21 protein-coding genes are annotated in these 24,313 nt (G+C 60.2%); 12 read left to right on the top strand and 9 right to left on the bottom strand.

The annotated features are described in order from the left end of the window. Positions 1-167 precede the first annotated feature (167 nt). Positions 168-1,697 carry a 2,3-bisphosphoglycerate-independent phosphoglycerate mutase gene (gene gpmI, locus AAEZ05_RS15575; protein ID WP_350647939.1) on the bottom strand — a complete coding sequence of 510 codons (1,530 nt, stop codon included), beginning with the start codon at positions 1,695-1,697 and terminating at the stop codon, positions 168-170. Positions 1,698-1,850: 153 nt separating this feature from the next. On the opposite strand from gpmI, the gene AAEZ05_RS15570 reads away from it, so the two are divergent. From AAEZ05_RS15570 to secB, 3 genes are read left to right on the top strand one after another with little or no spacing between them, the layout of a single operon-like run. Next, entirely contained in the window at positions 1,851-2,264 is a 414-nt protein-coding gene (locus AAEZ05_RS15570) for a rhodanese-like domain-containing protein (protein WP_045061999.1), read from the top strand. 1 nt (position 2,265) lies between these two features. After that, positions 2,266-2,520 (top strand): glutaredoxin 3, encoded by a 255-nt coding sequence (grxC, locus tag AAEZ05_RS15565; protein WP_045061998.1) that lies wholly within the window; start codon positions 2,266-2,268, stop codon positions 2,518-2,520. 39 nt (positions 2,521-2,559) lie between these two features. Further along, positions 2,560-3,051 (top strand): protein-export chaperone SecB, encoded by a 492-nt coding sequence (gene secB / locus AAEZ05_RS15560; protein WP_045061997.1) that lies wholly within the window; start codon positions 2,560-2,562, stop codon positions 3,049-3,051. 108 nt (positions 3,052-3,159) lie between these two features. Here secB and AAEZ05_RS15555 read toward each other — a convergent pair whose 3' ends face one another. Next, positions 3,160-3,615, bottom strand: a complete 456-nt coding sequence (locus tag AAEZ05_RS15555; protein ID WP_007949025.1) for a tRNA (cytidine(34)-2'-O)-methyltransferase — start codon at positions 3,613-3,615, stop codon at positions 3,160-3,162. Between AAEZ05_RS15555 and AAEZ05_RS15550 the strand changes: the two genes are divergently transcribed. Then, complete coding sequence (locus tag AAEZ05_RS15550; protein WP_350597988.1) at positions 3,614-4,054, top strand: hypothetical protein; 441 nt, start codon at positions 3,614-3,616, stop codon at positions 4,052-4,054. The genes AAEZ05_RS15555 and AAEZ05_RS15550 overlap by 2 nt on opposite strands. A 551-nt stretch (positions 4,055-4,605) precedes the next feature. Here AAEZ05_RS15550 and ntrC read toward each other — a convergent pair. Both ntrC and glnL read right to left on the bottom strand, forming a co-directional pair. Beyond that, complete coding sequence (ntrC, locus tag AAEZ05_RS15545) at positions 4,606-6,042, bottom strand: nitrogen regulation protein NR(I) (protein ID WP_045061995.1); 1,437 nt, start codon at positions 6,040-6,042, stop codon at positions 4,606-4,608. Continuing rightward, positions 6,039-7,124: a nitrogen regulation protein NR(II) gene (gene glnL, locus AAEZ05_RS15540; RefSeq protein WP_045061994.1), complete on the bottom strand. Its 1,086-nt coding sequence runs from the start codon at positions 7,122-7,124 to the stop codon at positions 6,039-6,041. The genes ntrC and glnL overlap by 4 nt, the downstream gene beginning before the upstream one ends. 23 nt (positions 7,125-7,147) lie before the next feature. Between glnL and AAEZ05_RS15535 the strand changes: the two genes are divergently transcribed. After that, the gene (locus AAEZ05_RS15535) at positions 7,148-7,321 is read left to right on the top strand and encodes a hypothetical protein (RefSeq protein WP_160298072.1); all 174 of its coding nucleotides are present in this window, start codon (positions 7,148-7,150) and stop codon (positions 7,319-7,321) included. Positions 7,322-7,354: 33 nt separating this feature from the next. On the opposite strand, the gene AAEZ05_RS15530 is transcribed toward AAEZ05_RS15535, so the two are convergent. From AAEZ05_RS15530 to glnA, 3 genes are all read right to left on the bottom strand, one after another. Then, complete coding sequence (locus AAEZ05_RS15530; protein ID WP_045061993.1) at positions 7,355-7,978, bottom strand: DUF4124 domain-containing protein; 624 nt, start codon at positions 7,976-7,978, stop codon at positions 7,355-7,357. After that, on the bottom strand, positions 7,975-8,484 hold the full coding sequence (locus AAEZ05_RS15525; protein ID WP_045061992.1) for a DUF4124 domain-containing protein: 510 nt from the start codon (positions 8,482-8,484) through the stop codon (positions 7,975-7,977). The genes AAEZ05_RS15530 and AAEZ05_RS15525 overlap by 4 nt, the downstream gene beginning before the upstream one ends. A gap of 231 nt (positions 8,485-8,715) precedes the next feature. After that, positions 8,716-10,122 (bottom strand): type I glutamate--ammonia ligase, encoded by a 1,407-nt coding sequence (gene glnA, locus AAEZ05_RS15520; protein ID WP_045061991.1) that lies wholly within the window; start codon positions 10,120-10,122, stop codon positions 8,716-8,718. Between the two features lie 332 nt (positions 10,123-10,454). Between glnA and thiI the strand changes: the two genes are divergently transcribed. Next, entirely contained in the window at positions 10,455-11,909 is a 1,455-nt protein-coding gene (thiI, locus tag AAEZ05_RS15515) for a tRNA uracil 4-sulfurtransferase ThiI (RefSeq protein WP_045061990.1), read from the top strand. Between the two features lie 139 nt (positions 11,910-12,048). Further along, a complete protein-coding gene (typA, locus tag AAEZ05_RS15510; RefSeq protein ID WP_045061989.1) occupies positions 12,049-13,869 on the top strand; it encodes a translational GTPase TypA in 1,821 nt (606 codons plus the stop codon). 173 nt (positions 13,870-14,042) lie between these two features. On the opposite strand, the gene AAEZ05_RS15505 is transcribed toward typA, so the two are convergent. After that, positions 14,043-14,483, bottom strand: a complete 441-nt coding sequence (locus AAEZ05_RS15505; protein ID WP_045062033.1) for a YkgJ family cysteine cluster protein — start codon at positions 14,481-14,483, stop codon at positions 14,043-14,045. A 259-nt stretch (positions 14,484-14,742) separates the two neighbouring features. On the opposite strand from AAEZ05_RS15505, the gene AAEZ05_RS15500 reads away from it, so the two are divergent. The 5 genes from AAEZ05_RS15500 to AAEZ05_RS15480 all read left to right on the top strand — a co-directional run bounded on the left by AAEZ05_RS15500 (position 14,743) and on the right by AAEZ05_RS15480 (position 23,842). Continuing rightward, positions 14,743-17,193: a glycogen/starch/alpha-glucan phosphorylase gene (locus AAEZ05_RS15500; RefSeq protein ID WP_045061988.1), complete on the top strand. Its 2,451-nt coding sequence runs from the start codon at positions 14,743-14,745 to the stop codon at positions 17,191-17,193. A 162-nt stretch (positions 17,194-17,355) separates the two neighbouring features. Next, positions 17,356-20,571, top strand: coding sequence for a DUF2339 domain-containing protein (locus tag AAEZ05_RS15495; protein ID WP_045061987.1), 3,216 nt, complete (start codon positions 17,356-17,358; stop codon positions 20,569-20,571). Then, the gene (locus AAEZ05_RS15490) at positions 20,568-21,941 is read left to right on the top strand and encodes a DUF3999 domain-containing protein (protein ID WP_045061986.1); all 1,374 of its coding nucleotides are present in this window, start codon (positions 20,568-20,570) and stop codon (positions 21,939-21,941) included. Before AAEZ05_RS15495 ends, AAEZ05_RS15490 begins: the two co-directional genes overlap by 4 nt. Before the next feature lie 286 nt (positions 21,942-22,227). Then, positions 22,228-23,238, top strand: a complete 1,011-nt coding sequence (locus AAEZ05_RS15485) for a class 1 fructose-bisphosphatase (RefSeq protein WP_045061985.1) — start codon at positions 22,228-22,230, stop codon at positions 23,236-23,238. 1 nt (position 23,239) lies between these two features. Then, positions 23,240-23,842, top strand: a complete 603-nt coding sequence (locus AAEZ05_RS15480) for a DUF924 family protein (protein ID WP_350598000.1) — start codon at positions 23,240-23,242, stop codon at positions 23,840-23,842. Positions 23,843-23,928: 86 nt separating this feature from the next. Here AAEZ05_RS15480 and AAEZ05_RS15475 read toward each other — a convergent pair. Next, positions 23,929-24,313 (bottom strand): IS3 family transposase (locus tag AAEZ05_RS15475; protein WP_350647935.1); only part of this gene is annotated, 385 nt, incomplete at its 5' end.

Raw genomic sequence — 24,313 nt, 5'->3', positions numbered from 1 at the left:
AACCGGGACAAGCAACAGGCCAGATTCCATTGCGAAAACGCCATAAGCCACTGTGGGAGCTGGCTTGCCGGCGATGGCGTCTGAACATTCAACATTGAGGTTGGTGTCAGATAGCTATCGCTGGCAAGCCAGCTCCCACAGGGTTTTGCGGTGTTTGTGCGGGCGGATTACACCAGGATCGAAGTACCGGTCATTTCGGCCGGTTTTTCCAGGCCCATCAGCATCAACATGGTCGGCGCCACATCCGCCAGTACGCCACCATGGCGTACCTTGAAATCACGCTTGCCGACATAAATGAACGGTACCGGCTCGGTGGTGTGCGCCGTGTGAGCCTGGTGGGTTTCTTCGTCGGCCATTTTCTCGACGTTACCGTGGTCGGCGGTGATCAGCGCTTCGCCGCCGACTTTTTCCAGCGCGTCCACGATGCGCCCCACGCACAGGTCCAGGCACTCAACCGCCTTGACTGCTGCATCGAATACGCCGCTATGGCCGACCATGTCGCCGTTGGCGTAGTTGACCACGATCACGTCATAACGCTGGTTTTCAATGGCCTCGACGATCCGGTCTGTGACTTCCGGTGCGCTCATCTCCGGCTGCAAGTCGTAGGTGGCGACTTTTGGCGACGGGATCAGGATGCGCTCTTCGCCCGGGAACGGTTCTTCGCGCCCGCCGGAAAAGAAGAAGGTCACGTGAGCGTATTTTTCGGTTTCGGCGATGCGCAGCTGGGTCTTGCCGTTTTTCGCCAGGTAATCGCCCAGTACGTTGTCCAGGCTGCCTGCGGCGAAAGCCGATGGGGCAGAGATGCTGGCGGCATATTGGGTCAGCATGACAAAACCGGACAGTTTCGGCTGGCGGGCGCGGGCAAATTCCTTGAAATCGTCCTCGACGAACACTCGGGTCAGTTCCCGGGCGCGGTCGGCGCGGAAGTTCATGAACACCACGGCATCGCCGTCTTCGACCTTGACCGGCTCACCGATGGAGGTGGCCTTGACGAATTCGTCGCTCTCGCCACGGTCGTAGGCGGCTTGCAGACCTTCCTGGGCGGTGGCGGCGTTGAACTCGCCGTTGCCGTCGACGATCAGGTTGTAAGCCTGGGCTACGCGGTCCCAGCGATTGTCGCGGTCCATGGCGAAATAACGGCCGATGATGCTGGCGATGCGGCCTTTGCCGAGGGCCTGGAAGCTGGCATCGAGCAATTCGATCGACGACTGGGCACTTTTCGGCGGGGTGTCGCGGCCGTCGAGGAAGGCATGCAGATAGATTTTTTCTGCGCCGCGCTTGTAGGCCAGTTCCGCCATGGCCACCATGTGGTCCTGGTGGCTGTGAACGCCGCCGTCAGACAGCAGGCCCATGAAGTGCACGGCTTTGCCGGCAGCAACGGCTTTATCCACGGCAGCGCAGATGGTCGGGTTTTCAAAGAACTCGCCGTCACGAATCGATTTGGTCACGCGAGTGAAGTCCTGATACACAACGCGGCCAGCACCCAGGTTCATGTGACCGACTTCGGAGTTGCCCATCTGGCCATCCGGCAGGCCGACGTCCATGCCGCTGCCGGAGATCAGGCCATTGGGTACGGAGGCCGTCAGGCGGTCCAGCACAGGCTTCTTCGCGGCGAATACGGCGTTGGATTCAGGGCTCTCACTGTGACCGAAGCCGTCGAGGATGATCAGGACCAAAGGTTTAGGCGTGGTAGTCATGGATTCCACTCGTGGCTGAGTTAAAAGAGGGCAATGGAAAAGGGAGTGGCAGTTTAAAGGTAAGTTCCTGCTGCGTCACCGCCGGACGGGGTTTGGCCCACCATAGTGGCTGTGTATACTGGCCGACATTTTAACGCCCTGGAACCTCCTTCAATGGTTGATCACCTGATTGCATTTGCCACCACTCACTATCTGCTTGTCGGTATCTTCGCCGTTCTGCTGGCTCTGCTGATCGCCCATGAAATGAAGGGCGGCGGTCGTAGCCTGAGCACCGGTGAACTGACCGGGCTGGTCAACAAGGACGCAGGCGTGGTGATCGACATTCGTCCGGCCAAGGACTTCGCCGCCGGTCACATTGTCGGCGCGCTGAATATTCCTCACGACAAACTGACTGCTCGTGTCGGCGAACTGGAAAAGCACAAGGCCAAGACCATCATCCTGGTCGACGCCATGGGTCAGACCGCTGGCACTCACGCCCGCGAACTGATGAAATCCGGCTTCACCGCCGCCAAGCTGTCCGGCGGGATCTCCAGCTGGAAAGGCGACAACCTGCCGCTGGTGAAGTGATATGAGCAACGTCGTCGTCTATTCCAGCGATTACTGCCCTTACTGCTCGCGAGCCAAGTACCTGCTCGAGAACAAAGGCGTGGCCTTCGAAGAGATCAAGGTCGATGGCAAGCCGCAGGTGCGCGCCGCCATGGCCCAGAAAGCCGGGCGGACCTCCGTCCCGCAGATCTGGATCGGCGAGCGCCACATCGGTGGCTGTGATGATTTGTTTGCCCTTGAGCGCGCCGGCAAGCTCGACGCCCTGCTCAAGGCCTGACGCCTTCCCTATAAGACCCAAGATCAGAAAGGATCTGAGATGACTGACCAACAGAACACTGCAGCTAGCGAAGAAGAAACCGCACCGCAATTCTCCTTGCAGCGCATCTATGTACGTGACTTGTCCTTCGAAGCCCCGAAAAGCCCGGCGATCTTCCGCCAGCAGTGGGAGCCGAGCGTCGGTCTGGATCTGAACACCCGCCAGAAGGCCCTGGAAGGTGACTTCCACGAAGTCGTGCTGACCTTGTCGGTGACCGTGAAGAACGGTGAGAGCGGCGAAGTCGCCTTCATCGCTGAAGTGCAACAGGCCGGGATCTTCCTGATCAAGAACCTGGACGACGCTTCGATGAGCCACACCCTGGGTGCGTTCTGCCCGAACATCCTGTTCCCGTACGCTCGCGAAACCCTGGACAGCCTGGTAACCCGCGGCTCGTTCCCGGCCCTGATGCTGGCCCCGGTGAACTTCGATGCGCTGTACGCGCAAGAGCTGCAACGCATGCAGGCAGCTGGCGAGACTCCGACGGTTCAATAAGCGGCGCTGCTGCAAATCGCGGGCAAGCCCGCTCCCACAGGATTGAGCAAAACCTGTGGGAGCGGGCTTGCCCGCGATTGTTTCTGTCAGGCGAAAATAATCTTCGGGTTACTTGAAGCCGAGCTGGCGCCAGCCTTCGTACACGGCCACGGCCACGGTGTTCGACAGGTTCAGGCTGCGGCAGCCTTCGCGCATCGGTAACCGAAGGCGTTGCTCGCCTGGCAGGGCGTCCAGCACCTCGGCCGGCAGGCCCCGGCTCTCCGGACCGAACAGGAAGGCATCGCCCTCGGCGAAGCTCGCATCATGGAACGGCCGCGAGCCCTTGGTGGTGAAGGCGAACAGGCGCGGGTGACCGAGGCTTTCCAGGCAGCTGGCGAGGTCGGCGTGACGTTGCAGGGTGGCATACTCGTGGTAGTCGAGGCCCGCCCTGCGCAGACGCTTGTCGTCCATCTCGAAGCCCAGCGGCTCGATCAAATGCAGGTGGCAGCCACTGTTGGCGCACAGCCTGATAACGTTGCCGGTATTCGGCGGAATTTCTGGTTGGAAGAGGATGACGTGAAACATGCACGGCTCCGAAGATAAAGATGACCGGCATTCTACGCCGCCCGAGGATCGGCGTTCGAAACTATTCCCGCGCGTGATGGGTTCTTTGGCGATAGTCGGTGTCATGGTCGGGCTGATGATTGGCCGCCTGACCACACCCGACCCCAGTGAACTGCAGCAGGTCGAGGTGACGAGTGACGGATTGGTCGTGTGGTTCAGCAACGAACCCAAGACCCATGGCGAGATCGTCGACGGCAGCCTTGCGCTGCTGTTCGCGGCCGAAGGCAAGGCGCAGAAAGGGCAGCTCAAGCTCAATGATAAAAGCACGAACTGGCGAGTGCGTTTGAGTGATGGGGGATTGTTGCTGACCGTGGTGGCTGCCCGGCCACTGCTGGGCGAGTGGGCCGGTAGCGAGGTCGATGACCGCTGGCGGCTGGAGATCCATCTCCGGGAGCAATAAAAGAGGGAATCCCCGGCCTGCCTGTACCAAGGTTCCCGAAACGGGAGGGCTCGCGCATGACGACGTGAGCCCGGTGTAAAGAAGGAACCCCTGACCTGCCTGTATCAAGGGCCCCAAAACTGGTTGGGCTCGTCGCTTGTGCGGTGTGAGCCCGGTGTAAAGAGGGGAATCCCCGGCCTGCCTGTACCAAGGTCCCCGAAACTGGGTAGTGAACTGATTCACTGAATGGACTATTGCAGGGGGCGTGCCAGTTTTTAACAAGTTGAAACAGAAAGTCGCATTGAAACGTCGAAAGCCCCGTATTCCGGGGCTTTCGTGTTTTTTCGGTCAGGGTTCGATTGCGAAAGCAGGCGGGGTTTTAAATCAGCATTTGTGCGCGATTGCGGTTCACGGTGCATTCAGTCGGTGCACGATGGCGCCAAAAACATCGCGGGCAAGCCCGCTCCCACAGGGTCCAGTGTTGTTCACGCAATCGTGAAAACACCGGATTCACTGTGGGAGCGGGCTTGCCCGCGAATGGATCTATGTAGCGACGATGATTTATAGGGTATTTAGCCCTCTTCCCCCTCATCATCATCTCCACCATCAACCTTCATCCCCAATTCCTTGATCTTGCGAGTCAGGGTGTTGCGCCCCCAGCCCAGCAACACCGCGGCATCACGCCGGCGGCCAGCGGTGTGCTTGAGGGCGGTCTCGATCATGATCCGTTCAAACGCCGGCACCGCGCTGTCGAGCAGGCTCGACTGGCCACGGGCCAACGCCTGGTCTGCCCACTGGCGCAGCGCCTGCTCCCAGTTGGTCACCGGGGCCGAATCCTGAGGCAGGTTCAACAGTTCCGGCGGCAGGTCGCTGATGTGCACTTCGCGACCGGAAGCCATCACTGTAATCCAGCGGCAGGTGTTCTCCAGCTGACGCACGTTGCCGCCCCACGGCAGGTTCTTCAGGTACTCCTCGGTCTCGCTCTTGAGCAGCTTGGGCTCCACTGCCAGTTCCTGGGCTGCGCGGGCAAGGAAGTGTTTGGCCAAGGTCGGGATGTCTTCGCGACGGTCCGACAGTCGTGGAATGTGGATGCGGATGACGTTGAGGCGGTGGAACAAGTCTTCGCGGAATTTACCCGCGTGCACCAGGGTTTCCAGATTCTGGTGAGTCGCGGCGATGATTCGTACATCCACCTTGACCGGGGTGTGACCCCCTACCCGATAAAACTCGCCGTCGGCCAGGACCCGCAGCAGGCGAGTCTGGGTGTCTGCCGGCATGTCACCGATTTCATCGAGGAACAGCGTGCCGCCATCTGCCTGTTCGAAACGCCCGCGACGCAGGTTGGCGGCGCCGGTGAAGGCGCCTTTCTCATGGCCGAACAACTCGGATTCCATCAGGTCCTTGGGGATTGCCGCCATGTTCAGCGCGATGAACGGCGAGGCTGCCCGTGGGCTGTGACGATGCAGGGCGTGGGCGACCAGTTCCTTGCCGGTGCCCGATTCGCCGTTGATCAGCACGGTGATGTTGGAGTGGCTCAAGCGTCCAATGGCGCGAAACACTTCCTGCATCGCCGGCGCTTCGCCGATGATCTCCGGAGTGCGGGTCAGGGTCGGGACGACTTCAAGACCTTGCTGCTCCTGGGCGTGCTGGTTCGCCCGCTTGACCAGCGATACGGCTTCGTCGACGTCGAACGGTTTTGGCAGGTACTCGAACGCGCCGCCCTGATAGGACGCGACAGCGCTGTCCAGATCGGAGTGAGCGGTCATGATGATCACTGGCAGCCGTGGGTGCTGTTCGCGAATCCGCGCCAGAAGGTCCAGGCCGCTGGCGCCGGGCATGCGAATGTCAGAGATGATCACGTCCGGCTGCTGGCGCGCCAGGCGGCTCATCACGCCATCGGCGCTGTCGAAGCTTTGCGTGGTCATGCCTTCCTGCTGCAAGGCTTTTTCCAGGACCCAACGGATAGAACGGTCGTCATCGACGATCCACACGGTTTCACTACGGCTCATGTCGATGTGGCTCCTTGTTCCAGTGGCAGAAAGATCGAGAAGGTGGTGTGGCCTGGGTGGCTGTCACACTCGATCAGGCCCTGGTGCTGGCTGATGATGTTCTGGGTAATGGCCAGGCCCAGCCCGGTACCGTCCGGGCGGCCGCTGACCATGGGAAAGAAGATGGTTTCCTGAAGTTCCGCCGGTATGCCTGGACCGTTGTCGATGATCTCGATCTTGGTGACCAGGCGGTGACGCACGTGGCCGATGGTGAACTGGCGCATGGCCCGGGTGCGCAGGCTGATGCGGCCAAGGCGCAGCTCATTCTGGCTGCTGATGGCCTGCATCGCATTGCGCACGATGTTCAATACCGCCTGAATCATCTGCTCACGATCAATCAGGACATCGGGAATGCTTGGGTCATAGTCGCGCACCAGGTTGATGCAACCCTGGCTTTCGGCTTCCACCAGATGGCAGACCCGCTCGAGCACTTCGTGAATGTTGCACATGGCCAGCGATGGCAGCTTGTTCGAGCCGAGCATGCGATCCACCAGGTTTCGCAGGCGATCGGCTTCTTCGATGATCACGTTGGTGTAATCGCGAAGGCTTTCTTCGGGCAGTTCACGGGCCAGCAGTTGCGCTGCGCCACGAATCCCGCCCAGCGGGTTCTTGATCTCGTGCGCCAGGCCACGCACCAGCATCTTGCTGGTCTCCTGTTTCGACAGCTGTGCCTCTTCCTTGGTGATGCGCAACAGGCGATCGCGCGGGTGGACCTCGAGCAGCAGCAGGGTGTCGCCGTTGGAGAGGATCGGCGTCACTGCGTAGTCGACAGTCAGGGTCTGGCCGGTGAGGGCAGTAAGCATCGCTTCACGCTTGGTGAAAGGGTGAGCCTGTTCAACAGCCTGGCGCAGGGAATTCAGCGCTTCGGTGGATTCGGTGAACAATTCACTGATGAATTGCCCGTGACTGCGCTGCCCGCTGATTGCCAGGAGCATTTCTGCCGCCGGGTTCATGTACTCCAGGCGCAGCTGCGCGTCGAGCAGGATGGTGGCGGTAGTCAGGTTGTCGAGCAGCAAGCGGTGCAGTGCGTCGCTAATGGTCATCAGGACCTCTTTTGGAGCAGGGCGTGCGCAAGAAAAAAGCGTTTGTTACTGGAAAATGCAAAAACCAAACCAAGGCTCTGAAAAGAAGCGTCGATCGCCTGAAACAGGCGTTTGACGCTCTTTTGCGTGGCGTTTTGCCAGCTTCGACGGGTAGTTTCGAACCAAAATGGGATGAGAACTGGGTAGTGCGCCTCTAGGCGCACCAATATAGTGCGCAAGCAGGCTGAGGGTTAAAAGAACTTCAGGAAGGGATTTTTTTCCTCTTCGGGTTTGTCCTTGAGCGGGCACTCCGGGCGCTGGCCGAAGTCGGAAAGGGCGCAGGGTTTGACCTGGCGTTTCTGGGCAAGGGAAATTCGCAGCATGTGAAAGGGTTGATTGGCGGTGCGCTCTACTGTGCGGCCTTGCTGGTCGAGGATTTCAACGGACAGGTTGTGGCTGCCGCGGTCGACATTGGTCAGGGCAAAGACCGGGCTGAGGCCGGGTTCGGCGGTGGGTTTGCCGTCCAGCAGCAGGCGGTAGCGGTGACCCCGTTGCAGGCCGGGCTCGCTGGTCACACTGACGATCAGTTCACCGGCGCTGCTGCGCAGCGTGGCGTCAGGTTCGGGTACCAGCACCCTCAGCAGGTCGTAGCGATAAAGAGGGGGGGCTTCGGCTTGTGGTCTGGGGGTCGCCGGTTTGGCGCTGCCCGGATTGGCGGACATGCGATTACCCGGCGCCAGCGGTACGCGCTTGGCGTTGCCGGAGCCGGGCTGATCGGTGAAGACCCGATTGCCCTGGGCATCGACGTAGGTAAATATTTCGGCCGGCGCGGGCAGCGCAACCAGCAGCAGTCCGGCCAACAGCCACCCTTTCAAGGCTTGTGCACTCGCTGCACGGTGAAGGTCACGGTCGGGCTTTGCTGCACGACGTTGTCCCCGCTGATCACCTGTACCGCCAGGCTGTGGGTGCCACGATCGATGTTTACCAACTGCAGGACTGGCACGTTGCCAGGCTGGCCGTAGGGCTGTTCATCCAGCAGCAGCCGGAACAGATGCGGGCCCCGCAGGCGCGGCTTGATCAACACGTTCACGGTGAATGTGCCGTTGTTGGCGCGTAACGCTTCGCTGGTGGGCAGGTTGGTCAATTCCAGCACTTCGTATGCGCTACTCGGCTGTTCGTCAGTTACGGCGTCAACAGGCGGCGCAGCAGGTGCTTGTGATTCGACGCTGTTTAGCGGAGGTAGCTCGACCGGCTGCGCCACGACGCCATCGGGCGGTTGGTTGCTGTAGGCGGTGTTGCCGTTGGCGTCGGTGTACTTGTAGATCTGCGCTGCAGCGGGCAGGGCGATCAGCAGCAACAACAGTAAAAAAACACGACCCATAAAATCGACCAGAAGCGAAGGCGTTGGGGTGCAGCATAGGTCAGGGCTGGCGCTTGACCCAAGTCGTTAATATTTCGGTATGAAAAGCAGTAGCAAAGATCGCAGCCTTCGGCAGCTCCTACGCGCCTGTGGGCGCTGCCGAAGGCTGCGATCTTTTGATCTTGTACGCATAAAAAAAGCCTCCCGAAGGAGGCCTCTTTTTGTCACGCCGCGAGTGCTGGCGCTACCGGATCAGCAGCTGTAGTACAGCTCGTATTCCAGTGGGTGTACGAAGGTGCGGACCTTGATTTCTTCTTCGCTTTTCAGAGCGATGTAAGCGTCGATGAAGTCGTCGGAGAACACGCCGCCTTTGGTCAGGAACGCGCGACCTTTGTCCAGCTCTTCCAGGGCTTCTTTCAGGCTGCCGCAAACTTGTGGGATCTCTTTGGCCTCTTCAGGCGGCAGGTCGTACAGGTTTTTGTCAGCTGCGTCGCCAGGGTGGATCTTGTTCTGGATGCCGTCCAGGCCAGCCATCAACAGTGCAGCGAAGCCCAGGTACGGGTTGGCTGCTGGATCCGGGAAGCGGGCTTCGATACGGCGAGCGCGCGGGCTCGACACGTAAGGAATACGGATCGAAGCGGAACGGTTGCGAGCCGAGTAGGCCAGCATGACCGGTGCTTCGAAACCTGGGACCAGACGCTTGTAGGAGTTGGTCGACGGGTTGGTGAAGCCGTTCAGGGCCTTACCGTGCTTGATGATGCCGCCGATGAAGTACAGGGCGGTGTCGGACAGGCCGGCATAGCCTTCACCTGCGAAGGTGTTCTTGCCATCTTTGGCGATGGACAGGTGAACGTGCATACCCGAGCCGTTATCGCCGTACAGTGGCTTAGGCATGAAGGTCGCGGTGCGGCCGTAGGCGACAGCAACGTTGTGTACGCAGTACTTCAGGGTCTGAACTTCGTCAGCCTTGGCCACCAGGGTGTTGAACTTCACACCGATTTCGTTCTGGCCGGCAGTCGCCACTTCGTGGTGGTGAACTTCGATGGTCAGGCCCATTTCTTCCATGGCGTTGCACATGGAGGTACGGATTTCGTGGTCGTGGTCGAACGGTGGAACCGGGAAGTAGCCGCCTTTGATACCTGGACGGTGGCCATGGTTGCCGCCTTCGATGTCCTGGTCGGACATCCACGAACCTTGCTCGGAGTAAATCTTGAACATCGAGCCGGAGATGTCGGACTTGAACTTCACTTGGTCGAAGATGAAGAACTCTGGCTCCGGGCCAACGAATACGGTGTCGCCGATACCGGTCGACTTCAGGTATTCCTCGGCGCGGTGGGCGATGGCGCGCGGGTCGCGGTCATAGCCTTGCATGGTCGACGGGTCGATCACGTTGCAGACCAGGATCAGCGTTGGGTCTTCGGTGAACGGGTCGAGAACGGCCGTGCTGTCGTCTGGCAGCAGGATCATGTCGGAGGCTTCGATGCCTTTCCAGCCAGCGATGGAGGAACCGTCGAACATTTTGCCTTCTTCGAAGAAAGCTTCATCCAGCGCGTCGCGAGCCGGCATGGTCACGTGGTGCTGAGTGCCTTTGGTGTCTGTGAAGCGCAGATCAATCCACTTGACGTCATGATCTTTGATGAGTTGAACCGACTTCGACATAGTGTCCTCCGGGTGGCTTCGGGCTTTGGTAGTGGATGGCCCTTGGAATGTGGGTGATGCCGGCGCGAATACTCTGCCAAGGCAACCTGCCTCACAAGGGAGCAAATTGCATGCCAGTGCCCCAGCATGGGTTTTTCGCCCCAAATTCACGCTTATATAGATGTATGGCGTTCAGAAACGGCAAAACTCGCCCCGTTATGTGGCGCATAATCACACAAATGACCCGTTTTGGTGCGCGTCGAAGGTTCTGCATATTAACTGGTTAAACCTTGAGCAATTTCCGCTATAATCCGCGCCCCCCTTTTTCGGCTGGCCCAGCGCGCGCTGTTTTCATGAAACTAATCGTAAAAGTCTTCCCCGAGATCACCATCAAGAGCCGCCCGGTACGGATGCGTTTCATCCGCCAGTTGGCCAAGAACATCCGCACCGTGCTCCGCGACCTGGACCCGGCCGTGGTGGTGAACGGTGTGTGGGACAATCTCGAGCTGGAAACCCGCGTTAGCGAGCCCAAGGCCCTGAAGGAGATGACCGAGCGCCTGAGCTGCATGCCGGGCATTGCGCATTTCCTGCAGGTCGACGAGTACCCATTGGGTGACTTCGACGACATCGTTGCCAAGTGCAAGCTGCACTTCGGTGACGCCCTGGCCGGGAAGATTTTTTCGGTGCGCTGCAAGCGCGCCGGCAAGCATGAATTCAGTTCCATGGATGTCGAGAAATACGTCGGCAGCCAGCTGCGTCGTCAATGCGGCGCCGCCGGAATCTCGCTGAAAGAGCCGCAAATCGAAGTTCGTCTCGAAATTCGCGACAAACGGTTGTTCGTGATCCACAACCAGCACAACAGCATCGGCGGTTATCCGCTGGGTGCCCTGGAGCAGACGCTTGTGCTGATGTCCGGTGGCTTCGATTCAACGGTGGCCGCCTACCAGATCATGCGCCGCGGGCTGATGAGCCATTTCTGCTTCTTCAACCTGGGCGGGCGGGCCCATGAATTGGGGGTGATGGAGGTCGCGCACTTCATCTGGAAGAAGTACGGCAGCTCCCAACGCGTGTTATTTGTCAGTGTGCCGTTCGAGGAAGTACTGGGAGAAATTCTCGGGAAAGTCGATAACAGTCATATGGGCGTAGTTTTGAAGCGTATGATGTTGCGCGCTGCTTCCCGTATTGCCGATCGGCTGGAGATCGAGGCGCTGGTCACCGGTGAAGCGATTTCCCAGGTGTCGAGCCAGACGCTGCCGAACCTGTCCGTGATCGACTGCGTGACTGACAAGCTGGTCTTGCGACCGCTGATCGCCAGCCACAAGCAGGACATCATCGATCTGGCCAACGAAATCGGCACGGCCGATTTCGCCAAGCACATGCCGGAATATTGCGGGGTCATCTCGGTGAACCCCAAGACCCACGCCAAGCGTCCGCGCGTGGAGCACGAAGAGAAAGAATTCGACATGGCGGTTCTCGAGCGTGCGCTTGAGAACGCCAAGCTGGTACCGATCGATCGCGTGATCGACGAATTGGGCCAGGACTTGCAAATCGAAGAAGTCGGCGAAGCACTGGCAGGTCAGATCGTCATCGACATCCGTCATCCGGATGCCGCTGAAGACGAGCCGCTGGACCTCGCGGGCATTGAGGTACAAACGATGCCGTTTTATGCATTGAACGCTCGTTTCAAGGAACTGGACCCTACTCGCCAGTACCTGCTGTATTGCGACAAAGGCGTGATGAGTCGCCTGCATGCCCACCATTTGCTCAGTGAGGGGCATGCCAATGTGCGCGTTTATCGACCGAGCTAAGAGCCCGGGGCTGTTTGCCTGTGGCCTGCGTCACCGGCCCCCCGACTCTGCCGTCAAGCTGTAACGGCAAGGCCTGACTCTACTGTTAATCGCTGCCAAGACTTGTCAGCACACCGAATCCTCTGATCGAGATACACAAGTGATCGAAAATCTACGCAACATCGCCATCATTGCTCACGTTGACCATGGTAAAACCACCTTGGTAGACAAACTCTTGCGTCAATCCGGCACCCTGGAGCGCAACGAGCTCAACGACGAGCGCGTGATGGACTCCAACGACCAGGAGAAAGAGCGCGGTATTACCATTCTGGCGAAAAACACCGCCATCAACTGGAACGGCTACCACATCAACATCGTGGACACCCCGGGCCACGCCGACTTCGGCGGCGAAGTTGAACGCGTAATGTCGATGGTTGACTCCGTTCTGCTGCTGGTTGACGCTCAAGACGGCCCTATGCCGCAAACCCGTTTCGTGACCAAGAAGGCTTTCGAAGCCGGCCTGCGTCCGATCGTGGTCATCAACAAGGTTGACCGTCCAGGCGCACGTCCGGACTGGGTTCTGGACCAGATCTTCGACCTGTTCGACAACCTCGGTGCCACCGAAGAACAGCTGGACTTCAAAGTCGTCTACGCCTCGGCCCTGAACGGCATTGCCGGTCTGGATCACACCGACATGGCTGAAGACATGACTCCGCTGTACCAGTCGATCGTCGACAACGTACCAGCACCGCAAGTTGACCGTGACGGCCCGTTCCAGATGCAAATCTCGGCACTGGACTACAACAGCTTCCTGGGCATTATCGGCGTTGGCCGTATCGCTCGTGGTCGCGTCAAGCCGAACACCCAGGTTGTTGCGATCGACGCTGACGGCAAGCGCCGTAACGGCCGTATCCTGAAACTGATGGGTCACCACGGTCTGCACCGCGTTGACGTTGAAGAAGCAGCTGCCGGCGACATCGTCTGCATCAGCGGCTTCGAGTCGCTGTTCATCTCCGACACCCTGTGCGACCCACAGAACGTTGAAGCGATGAAGCCGCTGACCGTTGATGAACCAACCGTTTCGATGACCTTCCAGGTTAACGACTCGCCGTTCTGCGGCCGTGAAGGCAAGTTCGTCACCAGCCGTAACATCAAAGAACGTCTGGACAAGGAACTGCTCTACAACGTTGCCCTGCGCGTTGAAGAAGGCGACACCGCCGACAAGTTCAAGGTCTCCGGCCGTGGTGAGCTGCACTTGTCCGTACTGATCGAAACCATGCGTCGCGAAGGCTTCGAAATGGGTGTTGGTCGTCCGGAAGTGATCATCCGCATGGTTGACGGCGTGAAGCACGAACCGTACGAAAACGTGACCATCGACCTGCCGGAAGAATCGCAAGGTTCGATCATGGAGCAGATCGGTATCCGTAAAGGCGACCTGACCAACATGGTTCCGGATGGCAAGGGCCGTGTGCGCCTTGAGTACAACATCCCGGCACGTGGCCTGATCGGTTTCCGTAACGAGTTCCTGACCCTGACCTCCGGTGCAGGCATCCTGACCTCGATCTTCGACCGTTACGACGTGATGAAGTCCGGCGACATGTCCGGCCGTCAAAACGGCGTGCTGGTTTCGGTTGCTACCGGTAAGGCTCTGACTTACTCGCTGGAAACCCTGCAAGCTCGCGGCAAACTGTTCCTGGGTCACGGTGAAGACGTGTACGAAGGTCAAATCGTCGGCATCAACAGCCGCGACAACGACCTGGGCGTCAACCCAACCAAAGGCAAGAAGCTCGACAACATGCGTGCTTCGGGTAAAGACGAAACCATCGCTCTGGTTCCGCCTATCCGTTTCACCCTGGAACAAGCTCTGGAATTCGTTCAAGAAGACGAATTGTGCGAAGTCACTCCTAAGTCCATCCGTCTTCGTAAGAAGATCCTGGGCGAAAGCGAGCGTACCCGCGCTGCCAAGAAGTCCGGTAACTAAGTCATTTAGTTAGCAGACAAAAAATGCCCCCGATCGCGAGATCGGGGGCGTTTTTGTTTTGTCTGGAGAAAAAATCAAAAGATCGCAGCCTCGTTTCACTCGACAGCTCCTACAGGCGTACACATAACCCTGTAGGAGCTGTCGAGTGAAACGAGGCTGCGATCTTTTCGGCGTTAGAATTTCTCGAGGGTGCGACGGCTGCTACTGGTCTCGCGCACCACTTCCTTGGGCTTGTAAGCGCAATATCCCGGCCGCGGCCCGATCTTGGGGTGATTGCGGCAAGTATCCGGGCGCTTTTCATAAATAGTGCACAGACGGCTCTTACGATCCAGGTACAGGCAATCGTTGTTGCTCATGCGCTGGAGGGTGAAGATCTCGGTCTTCTGGCTGTAGCGCTCGACGATCCCTTCCTTCTGCAGACGCTTGGCAATGTTCTTCGCCGGCTCGCCGCGCTCGAATTCGTCGACGATGCCGATCCGGATCAGGTCCTTGATCTTGACCTCGACCGGCAGGGTGCAGCAGCTGGACACACAAGAGCCGCACATCGGTGCAGAATACTTGGCCCAGGTATCGAGGCGATCGATCTCCGCAGCGGCGATCAGGTTGGGTTTCATCATCGGTTGTTACCAGCGTGTGCATCAGGGCGCGCGATCATACCGGGACTGGTGGATTTTTGAACAACCTTTCGCCAGTTTTTTTCCAGCGCGGCTCATCGGCTTCGGTAATCCGGCACGGGCCCTGCATTCTTTCCGGCATACGACAAGGTAATGTCGACCTATCTCGCACTAACGGGAAAAACTGCCGAACCAGACTCTCCACGGCCTGTCAGACCGTCTAGGCTCAACTACTCCACGCTCGCTCGAGGTCTTATCGATGACTCAAGAACCACTTGTTCGCGAAGCAGAGGTGGCCGCATTCCGCGACGCCGTCTTGACCAAACTCACCTACGCGGTGGGCAAAGACCCGGATCACGCCTTCGACCACGACTGGTTCGAAGCCATTGCCTTGGCGGCGCGCGATCACATGGTCGAGCACTGGATGGATCACACCCGGCAGATCTACCGTAAAGGCCAGAAGCGTGTTTATTACCTCTCGCTGGAATTCCTCATCGGCCGTCTGCTCTATGACAGCCTGAGCAACCTCGGCCTGCTTGATGTTGCGCGCGAAGCGCTGACCGAGCTGGGTGTCGACCTTGAGCGTATCCGCCTGCTGGAGCCTGACGCGGCGCTGGGTAACGGCGGCCTCGGGCGCCTGGCCGCGTGCTTCATGGAAAGCATGTCGACGCTCGGCATCGCCGGCCATGGCTACGGAATTCGTTACGAGCATGGTTTGTTCCGCCAGGCCATCGTGGATGGCTGGCAGCAGGAGCAAACCGAGCATTGGCTGGACTTCGGCAACCCGTGGGAGTTCGAGCGCCCGGAGGTGGTTTACCCGATCGGCTTTGGTGGCAGTGTCGAGACCGTCACTGACGAGAACGGCAAGACCAAGCAGGTCTGGACACCCGTGGAAACCGTTCGCGCCATTGCCTACGACACCCCGGTTGTCGGCTGGCGCGGGGCGAGCGTCAACACTCTGCGGCTGTGGCGCGCCCGCGCCATGGAAGATCTGCACCTGGAACGCTTCAACGCCGGTGACCACCTGGGCGCCGTTGCCGAGGTTGCCCGGGCCGAAAGTATTTCCCGTGTGCTTTACCCGGCGGACAGCACCGAAGCCGGTCAGGAACTGCGTTTGCGCCAGGAATACTTTTTCGTTGCCGCCTCCTTGCAGGACCTGCTGCGCCGCCACCGCAACATGCACACCTCGGTGCTGACCCTGGGTGACCACGCGGCGATCCAGCTCAACGATACGCACCCATCGATCGCCGTAGCCGAACTGATGCGCCAACTGGTCGACGTCTATGACGTGGCATGGGACGCTGCGTGGCAGGTGACGGTCGATACGCTCTCGTACACCAACCACACGCTGCTGCCCGAGGCGCTGGAGACCTGGCCGGTCGGCCTGATGGAGCGCATGCTGCCGCGACACATGCAGATCATCTACCTGATCAACGCCCAGCACATCGACTCGTTGCGGGCCAAGGGCATACACGACTTCGACGTGTTGCGCGCGGTGTCGCTGATCGAGGAAGACAATGGCCGCCGCGTGCGCATGGGCAACCTGGCGTTCCTCGGTTCCCATAGCGTCAATGGCGTGTCCGGCCTGCACACCCAGCTGATGCGCAAAACCGTGTTCTCCGAGCTGCACAAGCTGTACCCGGAGCGGATCAACAACAAGACCAACGGCATCACCTTCCGCCGCTGGCTGTACCAGGCCAACTCCGAGCTGACTTCAATGCTGGTGGATGCCCTGGGACCGGACCTGCTGGACAACCCGGAAGAACGCTTGCTGGAGCTGGAACCGTTCGCCGAGAAAGCCGCCTTCCGCAAGGCGTTCGCCGAGCAGCGTCTGCACAGCAAGAAGGCCCTGGCCTACATCATTCACGAGCGCCTGGGTATCGCCGTCAACCCGGCGGCGATGTTCGACGTGCAGGTCAAGCGGATCCACGAGTACAAACGCCAGCTGCTCAACCTGCTGCACACCGTGGCGCTTTATCAGGCGATTCGTGCCGAGCCGGAAACCGACTGGGTACCCCGGGTGAAAATTTTCGCCGGCAAGGCGGCCGCCAGTTATCACCAGGCCAAGTTGATCATCAAGCTGACCAACGACATCGCCCGTGTGGTCAACAACGACCCGACCGTGCGCGGTCTGCTCAAGGTGGTGTTCCTGCCCAACTACAACGTCAGCCTGGCGGAAAGTATTATTCCGGCGGCGGACTTGTCGGAGCAGATTTCCACGGCGGGCTTCGAGGCGTCGGGTACCAGCAACATGAAGTTCGGCCTGAACGGCGCGCTGACCATCGGTACCCTGGACGGTGCCAACGTGGAAATGTGCGAGCGCATCGGTGCCGAGCACATGTTTATCTTCGGTCTCAGTGCCCAGCAGGTTGAAGCGCGCAAGCAGAACCACGAGTTCAATGCGACGCCGGACATCGCAGCGTCCCATCGACTCAACGATGTGCTGCAGGCGATTCGCGGTGGGGTGTTCTCGCCGGATGATCCATCCCGTTACGCGGGCTTTATCGATTCGCTGATCGACTACGACCGCTTCCTGGTCTGCGCCGATTTCGACTCCTACTGGGACGCGCAGATGCGGGTCGAAGCGCATTGGCACGATTCCAACGAATGGTGGCGTTCGGCGGTGCTGAACACCTCGCGGATGGGCTGGTTCTCGTCCGACCGGACGATTCGCGAGTACGCCACAGATATCTGGAAAGCGTTGGAGTAAGTAGCCGCCCGGCTGGATATAATGGCGCCGAAAAGATCGCAGCCTTCGGCAGCGCCTACAGGGGGACGTATTCCTGTGTAGGCGCTGCCGAAGGCTGCGATCTTTTCGTGTCGGGCTGCGCTAATCTTCCCGGATTGGCCACTGCGCTTAGGGATATCGACCATGCAATGGATTTTCATGCTCATAGGGCTGGTGCTCGGCTGGGTGCTCGACGAGTCGTTCGGCGATGCGCTATTGGGTGCGTTGCTCGGCCTGGGTATCGGGCAGGCCATTCGTATCGGCCGTCTGGCCTTGCAAGCCACCGAGCAACAGTTGCAGTTACAGAAGGCGCAAGTCGACCTGCTGGCGCTGCAGCAACGCCTGGCTTCGCTCGAAACGTCCGGCATGAGGACGCCGCAGGCACCGGAGCCTGCTCCTGAGTTCATTCTTGACGACATCCCTGTTGAAGCGCCCGAACTTGTCTGGGAGCTTCCACCCGAGCTCGAGCCGATTACCGTCGCAGCCTCTGAAGCGAGGCGTCCGCCGCCCGTCGATGCCTGGAGGGCCGCACCGGTCGCCCGCGAACCCCTGGAGCCAGCGATTCCACGCGGCCCCAACTTCATCGAACGGGCTATCGATGGTGCCCGTGCCTGGTTATTCGGCGGCAACACCGTGCTGCGGGTCGGCGTGGTGCTGTTGTTCCTCGGGCTGGCGTTCCTGCTGCGTTACGCCACCGAAGGCATGGTAGTGCCGATCGAGTTGCGGTACGCCGGGGTGGCGGCGGCTGCTTTGAGCCTGCTTGGGCTGGGTTGGTGGTTGCGCACACGCAACAATAACTACGCGCTGATCCTGCAAGGCACCGGGATCGCGGTGCTGTACCTCACGGTGTTCGCCGCAATGCGCCTGCATCCGCTGCTGGACCCGACTGCGGCCCTGGGCCTGCTGGTGGCGGTGACAGTGTTTTCCGCCATCCTCGCCATCAAGCAGGACTCCCTGGGCCTGGCCGCCGCTGCGGCACTGGGCGGTTTTGCCGCGCCACTGCTAACCTCGACCGGCGCCGGCAGCCACGTCGCGCTGTTCAGTTACTTCGCGCTGCTCAATGCGGGCATCCTCGCCATCGCCTGGTTCAAGGCCTGGCGGTTACTCAACGTGATCGGCTTCGTTGGCACTTTCGGTATCGGCTTCACCTGGGGCTTGCGTTCCTATACGCCGGAGCTGCTGTGGAGCACCGAGCCGTTCCTGATCCTGTTTTTCCTGATGTACCTGGCCATCGGCCTGCTGTTCGCCCGTCGAAAATTGTTGGAGATGAGCGACACACCCGAGGACGACAGTCGCGATGCGCTGTTGCGCTGGTCGGCGCGCAAGGGCGATTACGTCGACGGCACCCTGCTCTTCGGCCCGCCGCTGGTGGGCTTTGGCCTGCAGTTTGTGCTGGTCCAGCATCTGGAGTTGGCCGCTGCGTTCAGTGCCCTGGCATTGGGCATGATCTACATGGGCCTGGCCCGTTGGCTGATGGGGGCCCGGGCGCTGTTGTTGGCGGAAACCTGCCTCGCCCTCGGGGTGATCTTCGCCAGCCTGGCGATTCCCCTGGGGCTGGATGCGCGCTGGACGTCTGCGGCCTGGGCTATTGAGGGGGCCGGTATCCTCTGGCTTGGCCTGCGTCAGCAGCGAACATTGGCTCGCGCCTTTGCCTTGCTCTTGCAGCTGGGCTCGGCGCTGATGTTTCTCAGCGAGCTGCGATTCGGTGACAGCAGTTTGCTCCAAGGCGCACCGCTGGGCGCGTTGATGCTTGGCGCGGCGTTGTTGTTCAGCTTCCACCAATTGCGCACAGCCTCTGCTGCGCACACTGCACCTTGGGAACGTCAGGGGCTGCCGGTGCTCGCGGGCCTGGGGCTGATCTTCCTCTATCTGTTGGCGCCGCTGTTTTTCCTGACCCAGGGCACGGCGATCAGTTGGGCGCTGGCCGGCCTGGCGACCTTGGTTGTCGGCCTGCGCCTGCAGTCGCGCACGTTCCTGTTCATGGCATTTGCCGTGCAGTTGCTGGGTGGCGCGGCTTTCGCGCTGTCGGCTGCAGGATTTTTCGCTCAGTTCGCCAGCGAAGGCTTGCGTCCACTGGCGCACACCGGGTTCTGGACGCCAATGGTTTTGGGCCTGGCAGCGTTCGTCGGGGCCTGGTGCCTGCAGTTCGGAAACCCTGCAGCGAGATTCGGTGCGTTCAGCCTGAAGCGGTTGGCTGACGTATTGCTGGTGTGGGGCGCGGGTTGGTGGGCGATCGCCTGGGGTATGGACATCCAGCGTTTCGCTGCAGTGGACCTGCAAGCGACGTTGCTGCTGGCCGTCCTGGCGGTGAGCGTCGCGCTGTGGGCGGTGCTTGCTTTGCGCCTGCAGTGGGCCTCGCTGGGGTTGCTCTGTCTCACGCTGATACCTGCTGCCGCCCTGGTGCTGCTGGACGCGCTGCATGGCCGTTTTCATCCGGCTGCCGATTTTGGCTGGCTGGTGTGGGTCGCGGTGTTCGCCGTGCATTTCATCTCGCTGCGGCGACTGGCTGCGCGGGTGCCCGAGCGCGCACTCGGCATCGCCCACGTGCTCGGCTGCTGGCTGCTGATTGGCGTGCTGGCCCCGGAGTTGCGCTACGCCTTGCTGCTGTTGTCCGAGCAGTACAATGCCTGGCGCTGGCTGGGTTGGGCGATTCTGCCGAGCGTCTACCTGGTGCTGATGGCGGTGCCGCGCAGTTGGCCATGGCCGGTGGCTGCCTATCCCCGCGAGTACCGGGTCTATGCGGCCGTACCGCTGGCGCTGTTGATGCTTGGCTGGTTCTGGTTGGCGAACAGTGTCAGCGACGGGTCGGCCGACCCTTTGCCCTATGTGCCGTTGATCAATCCGCTGGAATTGGGCCTGTTGTTTGCGCTGTTCGGCGTATTTATCTGGGCGCGCAGTGCAGTGGCGCAACTGGCGCTGCGCAGCAACTACTTCCACCAGGCTGCGCAAATGATCGCAGGCGTCTCGCTGTTCGCCTTCTTCACCGTCCTGGTGATGCGCACCGCCCATCATTGGGCTGGCGTGCCATTCCAGCTCGATGCATTGCTTGAATCCATGCGGGTGCAGGCCGGGCTGTCGATCGTCTGGACCTTGATGGCACTGAGCCTGATGATTGGTGGTCACCTGCGCCATCGTCGCGAGGTCTGGTTGATCGGCGCCGCGCTGATCGGTGTGGTGGTTGCCAAGTTGTTCTTTGTTGAGCTGAGCAACCGTGGCGGGTTGGCGCGGATTGTGTCTTTCATTGGAGTCGGGGTGTTGCTGCTGGTGGTGGGCTATTTCGCCCCGCTGCCGCCCAAGCGCGCCGAAGCTGCGGCGGAGGCGGATAAACCGGCCCCGCAAACCGAAGGAGTTTCGTCTTGAGTCAGAAGCTGAGCCTGGGTTGGTTGGGCGTTGTTGCGCTAGGCGTGACGCTGTCGGCCGGCGCCCAGGAAAAACCGGCAGACTTCAGCACCCAGGTGCCGTTGTCAATCAGCGGCGAGGGGCCGTGGTATCGCCTTGAGCTACCGATGAGCGTGCAATTGAATGCACGCCAGACCGATCTTGCAGATGTACGGGTGTTCAATGCCGCAGGCGAGCCCCAGGCCTATGCCCTGGCTCGGGAATCGGCGCAGGCCAGCGAGAAGCCTGTGCTGACCGACGTGAAATGGTTCCCGCTGTACGCCTCCGCCGACTCCACTGAGCGCGCTCCGAGCGTGAAGGTGCGGTCGAGCGGTGACGGTACGCTGGTGGAAGTGCAACCAGCCGGTCAACTTGAAGCGGGCGAAGAAGTGCTGCGCGGCTGGTTGCTGGATGCCAGCGGAATCAAGGCGCCCCTGCAGCAGTTGATACTCGACTGGACCAGTGAGCGCGATGGCTTCCAGCGTTTCACCATTGAGGCGAGCGACGACTTGCAGCACTGGCAATCCTGGGGAGAAGGGCAGGTGGCTCGGCTGACCTTTGCCGACGAGCGGGTGGAGCAGCGTGAGGTGGGGTTGCCGGGGCAATCGGCGCGTTACCTGCGCCTGCTCTGGAACACGGCGCAGTCGGCGCCTGTCCTGACCTCGGCGCAACTGGAAAGCGCCAGCGGGCGCAGCTTGCCGCTGCCGTTGGTCTGGTCGCAGCCGTTGGGCGCCAGCAGCGCCAAGGCCGGTGAGTACATCTGGCAGTTGCCGACGGGGCTGAACGTGGAGCGCATCCAGATCGAGTTGGATCAGGCCAACAGCCTGGCGCCGGTGACGGTGTCCGGGCGTCGGGAAAGCAGCTTGCCGTGGCGGCCGCTGGGCAGCGGTTTGTTGTACCGCCTGACCCAGAATGGCCAGGATGTGGTGCAGAACGAGTTGCAGTTGGCCGGGCAGACCGTCCAGCAGTTGAAGCTGGTCGTCGACGAGCGCGGCGGTGGCTTGGGCGCGCAGGCGCCGACCCTGAAATTTGCCGTGCGCTCTACGCTGCTGGTGTTCCTGGCACGCGGGGAGGGGCCTTACACCCTGGCGCTTGGCAGTGCGACGGTGAAGGCGGCGAACCTGCCGTTGTCGACGCTGATCCCGGATTACAGCGCGCAAAAGTTGGCGGCGCTGGGCAAGGCGTCGGTAGATGCTGGAGTGGTCGTGGCGCCGACGTCTACGGTGACCACTGCGGCCACCGCCGCCACCGACTGGAAGAAATTCGGTCTTTGGGCGGTGTTGCTCTTGAGTGTGGTGTTTCTGGCGGCGATGGCGTTCAGCCTGTTGCGCAAACCGCCGGCGAACTCCTGAGAATGGCCGGCGCTGCGCGCCGGATCGCGAGCAAGCTTTGCTCCCACAGGATCAGGGAAGTCCTGGGGGATTGGGCCTGACTGATGGCGCCTGTGGGAGCAAGGCTTGCCCGCGATGGCGCTCGCAGAGTCGGCAAAAATCTTCCGCCAAATCCTGCAGGATTCGAACTACGCTAAACCCCGCGCATGAACTCTATTGGGCATCTCACGTCTGATAGGAGGAAATGCGCCCCGACTCGCGTTAAACTGCGCGGGTTTCCCGCCCCCCCATTCCACCGGAGCCTTCCATGTCCCGCGTTACCCTGAGTCGCTATCTGATTGAGCAGACCCGCAGCAACAACACTCCTGCCGATCTGCGTTTCCTGATTGAAGTGGTGGCGCGCGCTTGTAAAGAAATCAGCCACGCCGTATCCAAAGGCGCCCTGGGTGGTGTTCTGGGCAGCATGGGCACTGAAAACGTCCAGGGCGAAGTGCAGAAGAAACTCGACGTGATCTCCAACGACATCCTGCTCGAAGCCAACGAATGGGGCGGTCACCTGGCCGGCATGGCGTCCGAGGAAATGGACAATGCCTACCAGATCCCGGGCAAATACCCGAAAGGCGCCTACCTGTTGGTGTTCGACCCACTGGACGGTTCGTCCAACATCGATATCAACGCGCCAGTCGGCACCATCTTCTCGGTACTGCGTTGCCCAACTGAATACCTGAGCCAGAACGAAGCCCTGAACGAAAAGGCCTTCCTGCAGCCAGGTACCCAGCAGGTTGCGGCCGGTTACGCGATCTACGGCCCGCAAACCATGCTGGTGTTGACCCTGGGTGACGGCGTCAAGGGCTTTACCCTGGACCGTGAAATGGGCAGCTTTGTCCTGACCCATGAAGACATCACGATTCCTGAAAGCACCCAGGAATTCGCGATCAATGCCTCCAACCAGCGTCACTGGGAAGCTCCGGTACAGCGCTACGTCGACGAATTGCTGGCTGGCGATGAAGGCCCGCTGAAAAAGAACTACAACATGCGCTGGGTTGCCGCGATGGTGGCCGATGTGCACCGTATCCTGACCCGTGGCGGCCTGTTCATGTACCCACGCGACAGCCGCGAGCCGTCGAAGCCGGGCAAACTGCGCCTGATGTATGAAGCCAACCCGATGTCGTTCCTGGTGGAACAGGCCGGCGGCGCTTCCACCGATGGTCACCAGCGCATTCTCGACATCCAGCCAGAAGGCCTGCACCAGCGCGTAGCGGTGTACCTGGGCTCGAAAGAAGAAGTCGCCCGCGTTACGGCTTACCACAAGGAATAACATGACCGCGCCCTGGCAGCCGTTGCTCGAATGGTGGTTTGGCTCAGCCCAGACCTCTGACGAGGTAGCGGCTGACAAGGGCAAGTTATGGTTCGGCAAGCACGACCGCCAGGACCTCGAGGCGCAAACGCGTTTCGGGGACTGGGTCGAGCAGGCGCTGGCCGGCGGATTGACTGACTGGGCGCAACGCCCCGACGGTTGGCTGGCGCTGGTGCTGTTGCTCGATCAGCTGCCACGCATGATCTATCGCGACTCCCCCAAAGCCTTTTTCGGTGACCTCAGGGCTCAAGCCCTGGTAGCCCAAGGCATTGCTGCGGATTTTGATCGGCAGTTGCAGCCGATTCAGCGGGTATTCATCTACATGGTGTTCGAGCATTGCGAGAATCTGGCGGTGCAGAACGAGGCCGTTTCGCGGTACATCGATCTGGTTAACCAACAACCTGAGGGTGATCAGGCGTTGTTTACCGATTACCTGAATTACGCCGAAAAGCATCAGAAGGTGATTGCGCGGTTTGGGCGGTTTCCGCATCGCAATGCAGTGTTGGGAAGGGATTCGACGGCTGAAGAGTTGGCGTTTCTTTCGGGGCCTGGTTCAAGGTTCTAGATTTTCCTTGCGGCTGATGCCGTCATCGCCAGCAGGCTGGCTCCCACATTGTGAACTGACCCCCAAATGTTGGACGGTCTTTGTTGCTAGCCAGCGGACTGTGTTCTGTATTCCACAGGGCTCATTCCGCCGAGCTTCGATTTGATTCGGTCATGGTTGTAGTAACGGATGTACTTGTCTAGGCCCCTTTGGAGGTCTTCTATGCTTTCAAAACGGTTGAGGTAGAAAAACTCAGACTTTAGTGTTCCGAAAAAGCTCTCTATCACCGCGTTGTCCAAGCAGTTCCCCTTTCTCGACATGCTTTGCTTTATACCTCGATCCTTCAGCGCATGTTGGTATCGGGGCTGTTGGTACTGCCAGCCCTGATCGGAGTGAAGCACTAAATTAACCGGGCCTTTGAGCCGCTCAATAGCCTTATCCAGCATCTCGGTTACCAGTGCAAAACTTGGTCGGGTATCGATCTGATAGGCC

The organism is Pseudomonas sp. HY13-MNA-CIBAN-0226, assembly GCF_040310305.1.
Taxonomy (GTDB): domain Bacteria; phylum Pseudomonadota; class Gammaproteobacteria; order Pseudomonadales; family Pseudomonadaceae; genus Aquipseudomonas; species Aquipseudomonas gregormendelii.
Note: the sequence above shows the minus strand (reverse complement) of the source record. Positions and strands in the feature narration are given on the sequence as shown.

Bases quoted from the DNA above. Each gene is read 5' to 3' on its own strand.
- gpmI (WP_350647939.1), bottom strand. From the start codon at position 1,697: ATGACTACCACGCCTAAACCTTTGGTCCTGATCATCCTCGACGGCTTC.
- AAEZ05_RS15570 (WP_045061999.1), top strand. From the start codon at position 1,851: ATGGTTGATCACCTGATTGCATTTGCCACCACTCACTATCTGCTTGTC.
- grxC (WP_045061998.1), top strand. From the start codon at position 2,266: ATGAGCAACGTCGTCGTCTATTCCAGCGATTACTGCCCTTACTGCTCG.
- secB (WP_045061997.1), top strand. From the start codon at position 2,560: ATGACTGACCAACAGAACACTGCAGCTAGCGAAGAAGAAACCGCACCG.
- AAEZ05_RS15550 (WP_350597988.1), top strand. From the start codon at position 3,614: ATGCACGGCTCCGAAGATAAAGATGACCGGCATTCTACGCCGCCCGAG.
- AAEZ05_RS15555 (WP_007949025.1), bottom strand. From the start codon at position 3,615: ATGTTTCACGTCATCCTCTTCCAACCAGAAATTCCGCCGAATACCGGC.
- ntrC (WP_045061995.1), bottom strand. From the start codon at position 6,042: ATGAGCCGTAGTGAAACCGTGTGGATCGTCGATGACGACCGTTCTATC.
- glnL (WP_045061994.1), bottom strand. From the start codon at position 7,124: ATGACCATTAGCGACGCACTGCACCGCTTGCTGCTCGACAACCTGACT.
- AAEZ05_RS15525 (WP_045061992.1), bottom strand. From the start codon at position 8,484: ATGGGTCGTGTTTTTTTACTGTTGTTGCTGCTGATCGCCCTGCCCGCT.
- glnA (WP_045061991.1), bottom strand. From the start codon at position 10,122: ATGTCGAAGTCGGTTCAACTCATCAAAGATCATGACGTCAAGTGGATT.
- thiI (WP_045061990.1), top strand. From the start codon at position 10,455: ATGAAACTAATCGTAAAAGTCTTCCCCGAGATCACCATCAAGAGCCGC.
- AAEZ05_RS15505 (WP_045062033.1), bottom strand. From the start codon at position 14,483: ATGAAACCCAACCTGATCGCCGCTGCGGAGATCGATCGCCTCGATACC.
- AAEZ05_RS15500 (WP_045061988.1), top strand. From the start codon at position 14,743: ATGACTCAAGAACCACTTGTTCGCGAAGCAGAGGTGGCCGCATTCCGC.
- AAEZ05_RS15495 (WP_045061987.1), top strand. From the start codon at position 17,356: ATGCAATGGATTTTCATGCTCATAGGGCTGGTGCTCGGCTGGGTGCTC.
- AAEZ05_RS15485 (WP_045061985.1), top strand. From the start codon at position 22,228: ATGTCCCGCGTTACCCTGAGTCGCTATCTGATTGAGCAGACCCGCAGC.
- AAEZ05_RS15480 (WP_350598000.1), top strand. From the start codon at position 23,240: ATGACCGCGCCCTGGCAGCCGTTGCTCGAATGGTGGTTTGGCTCAGCC.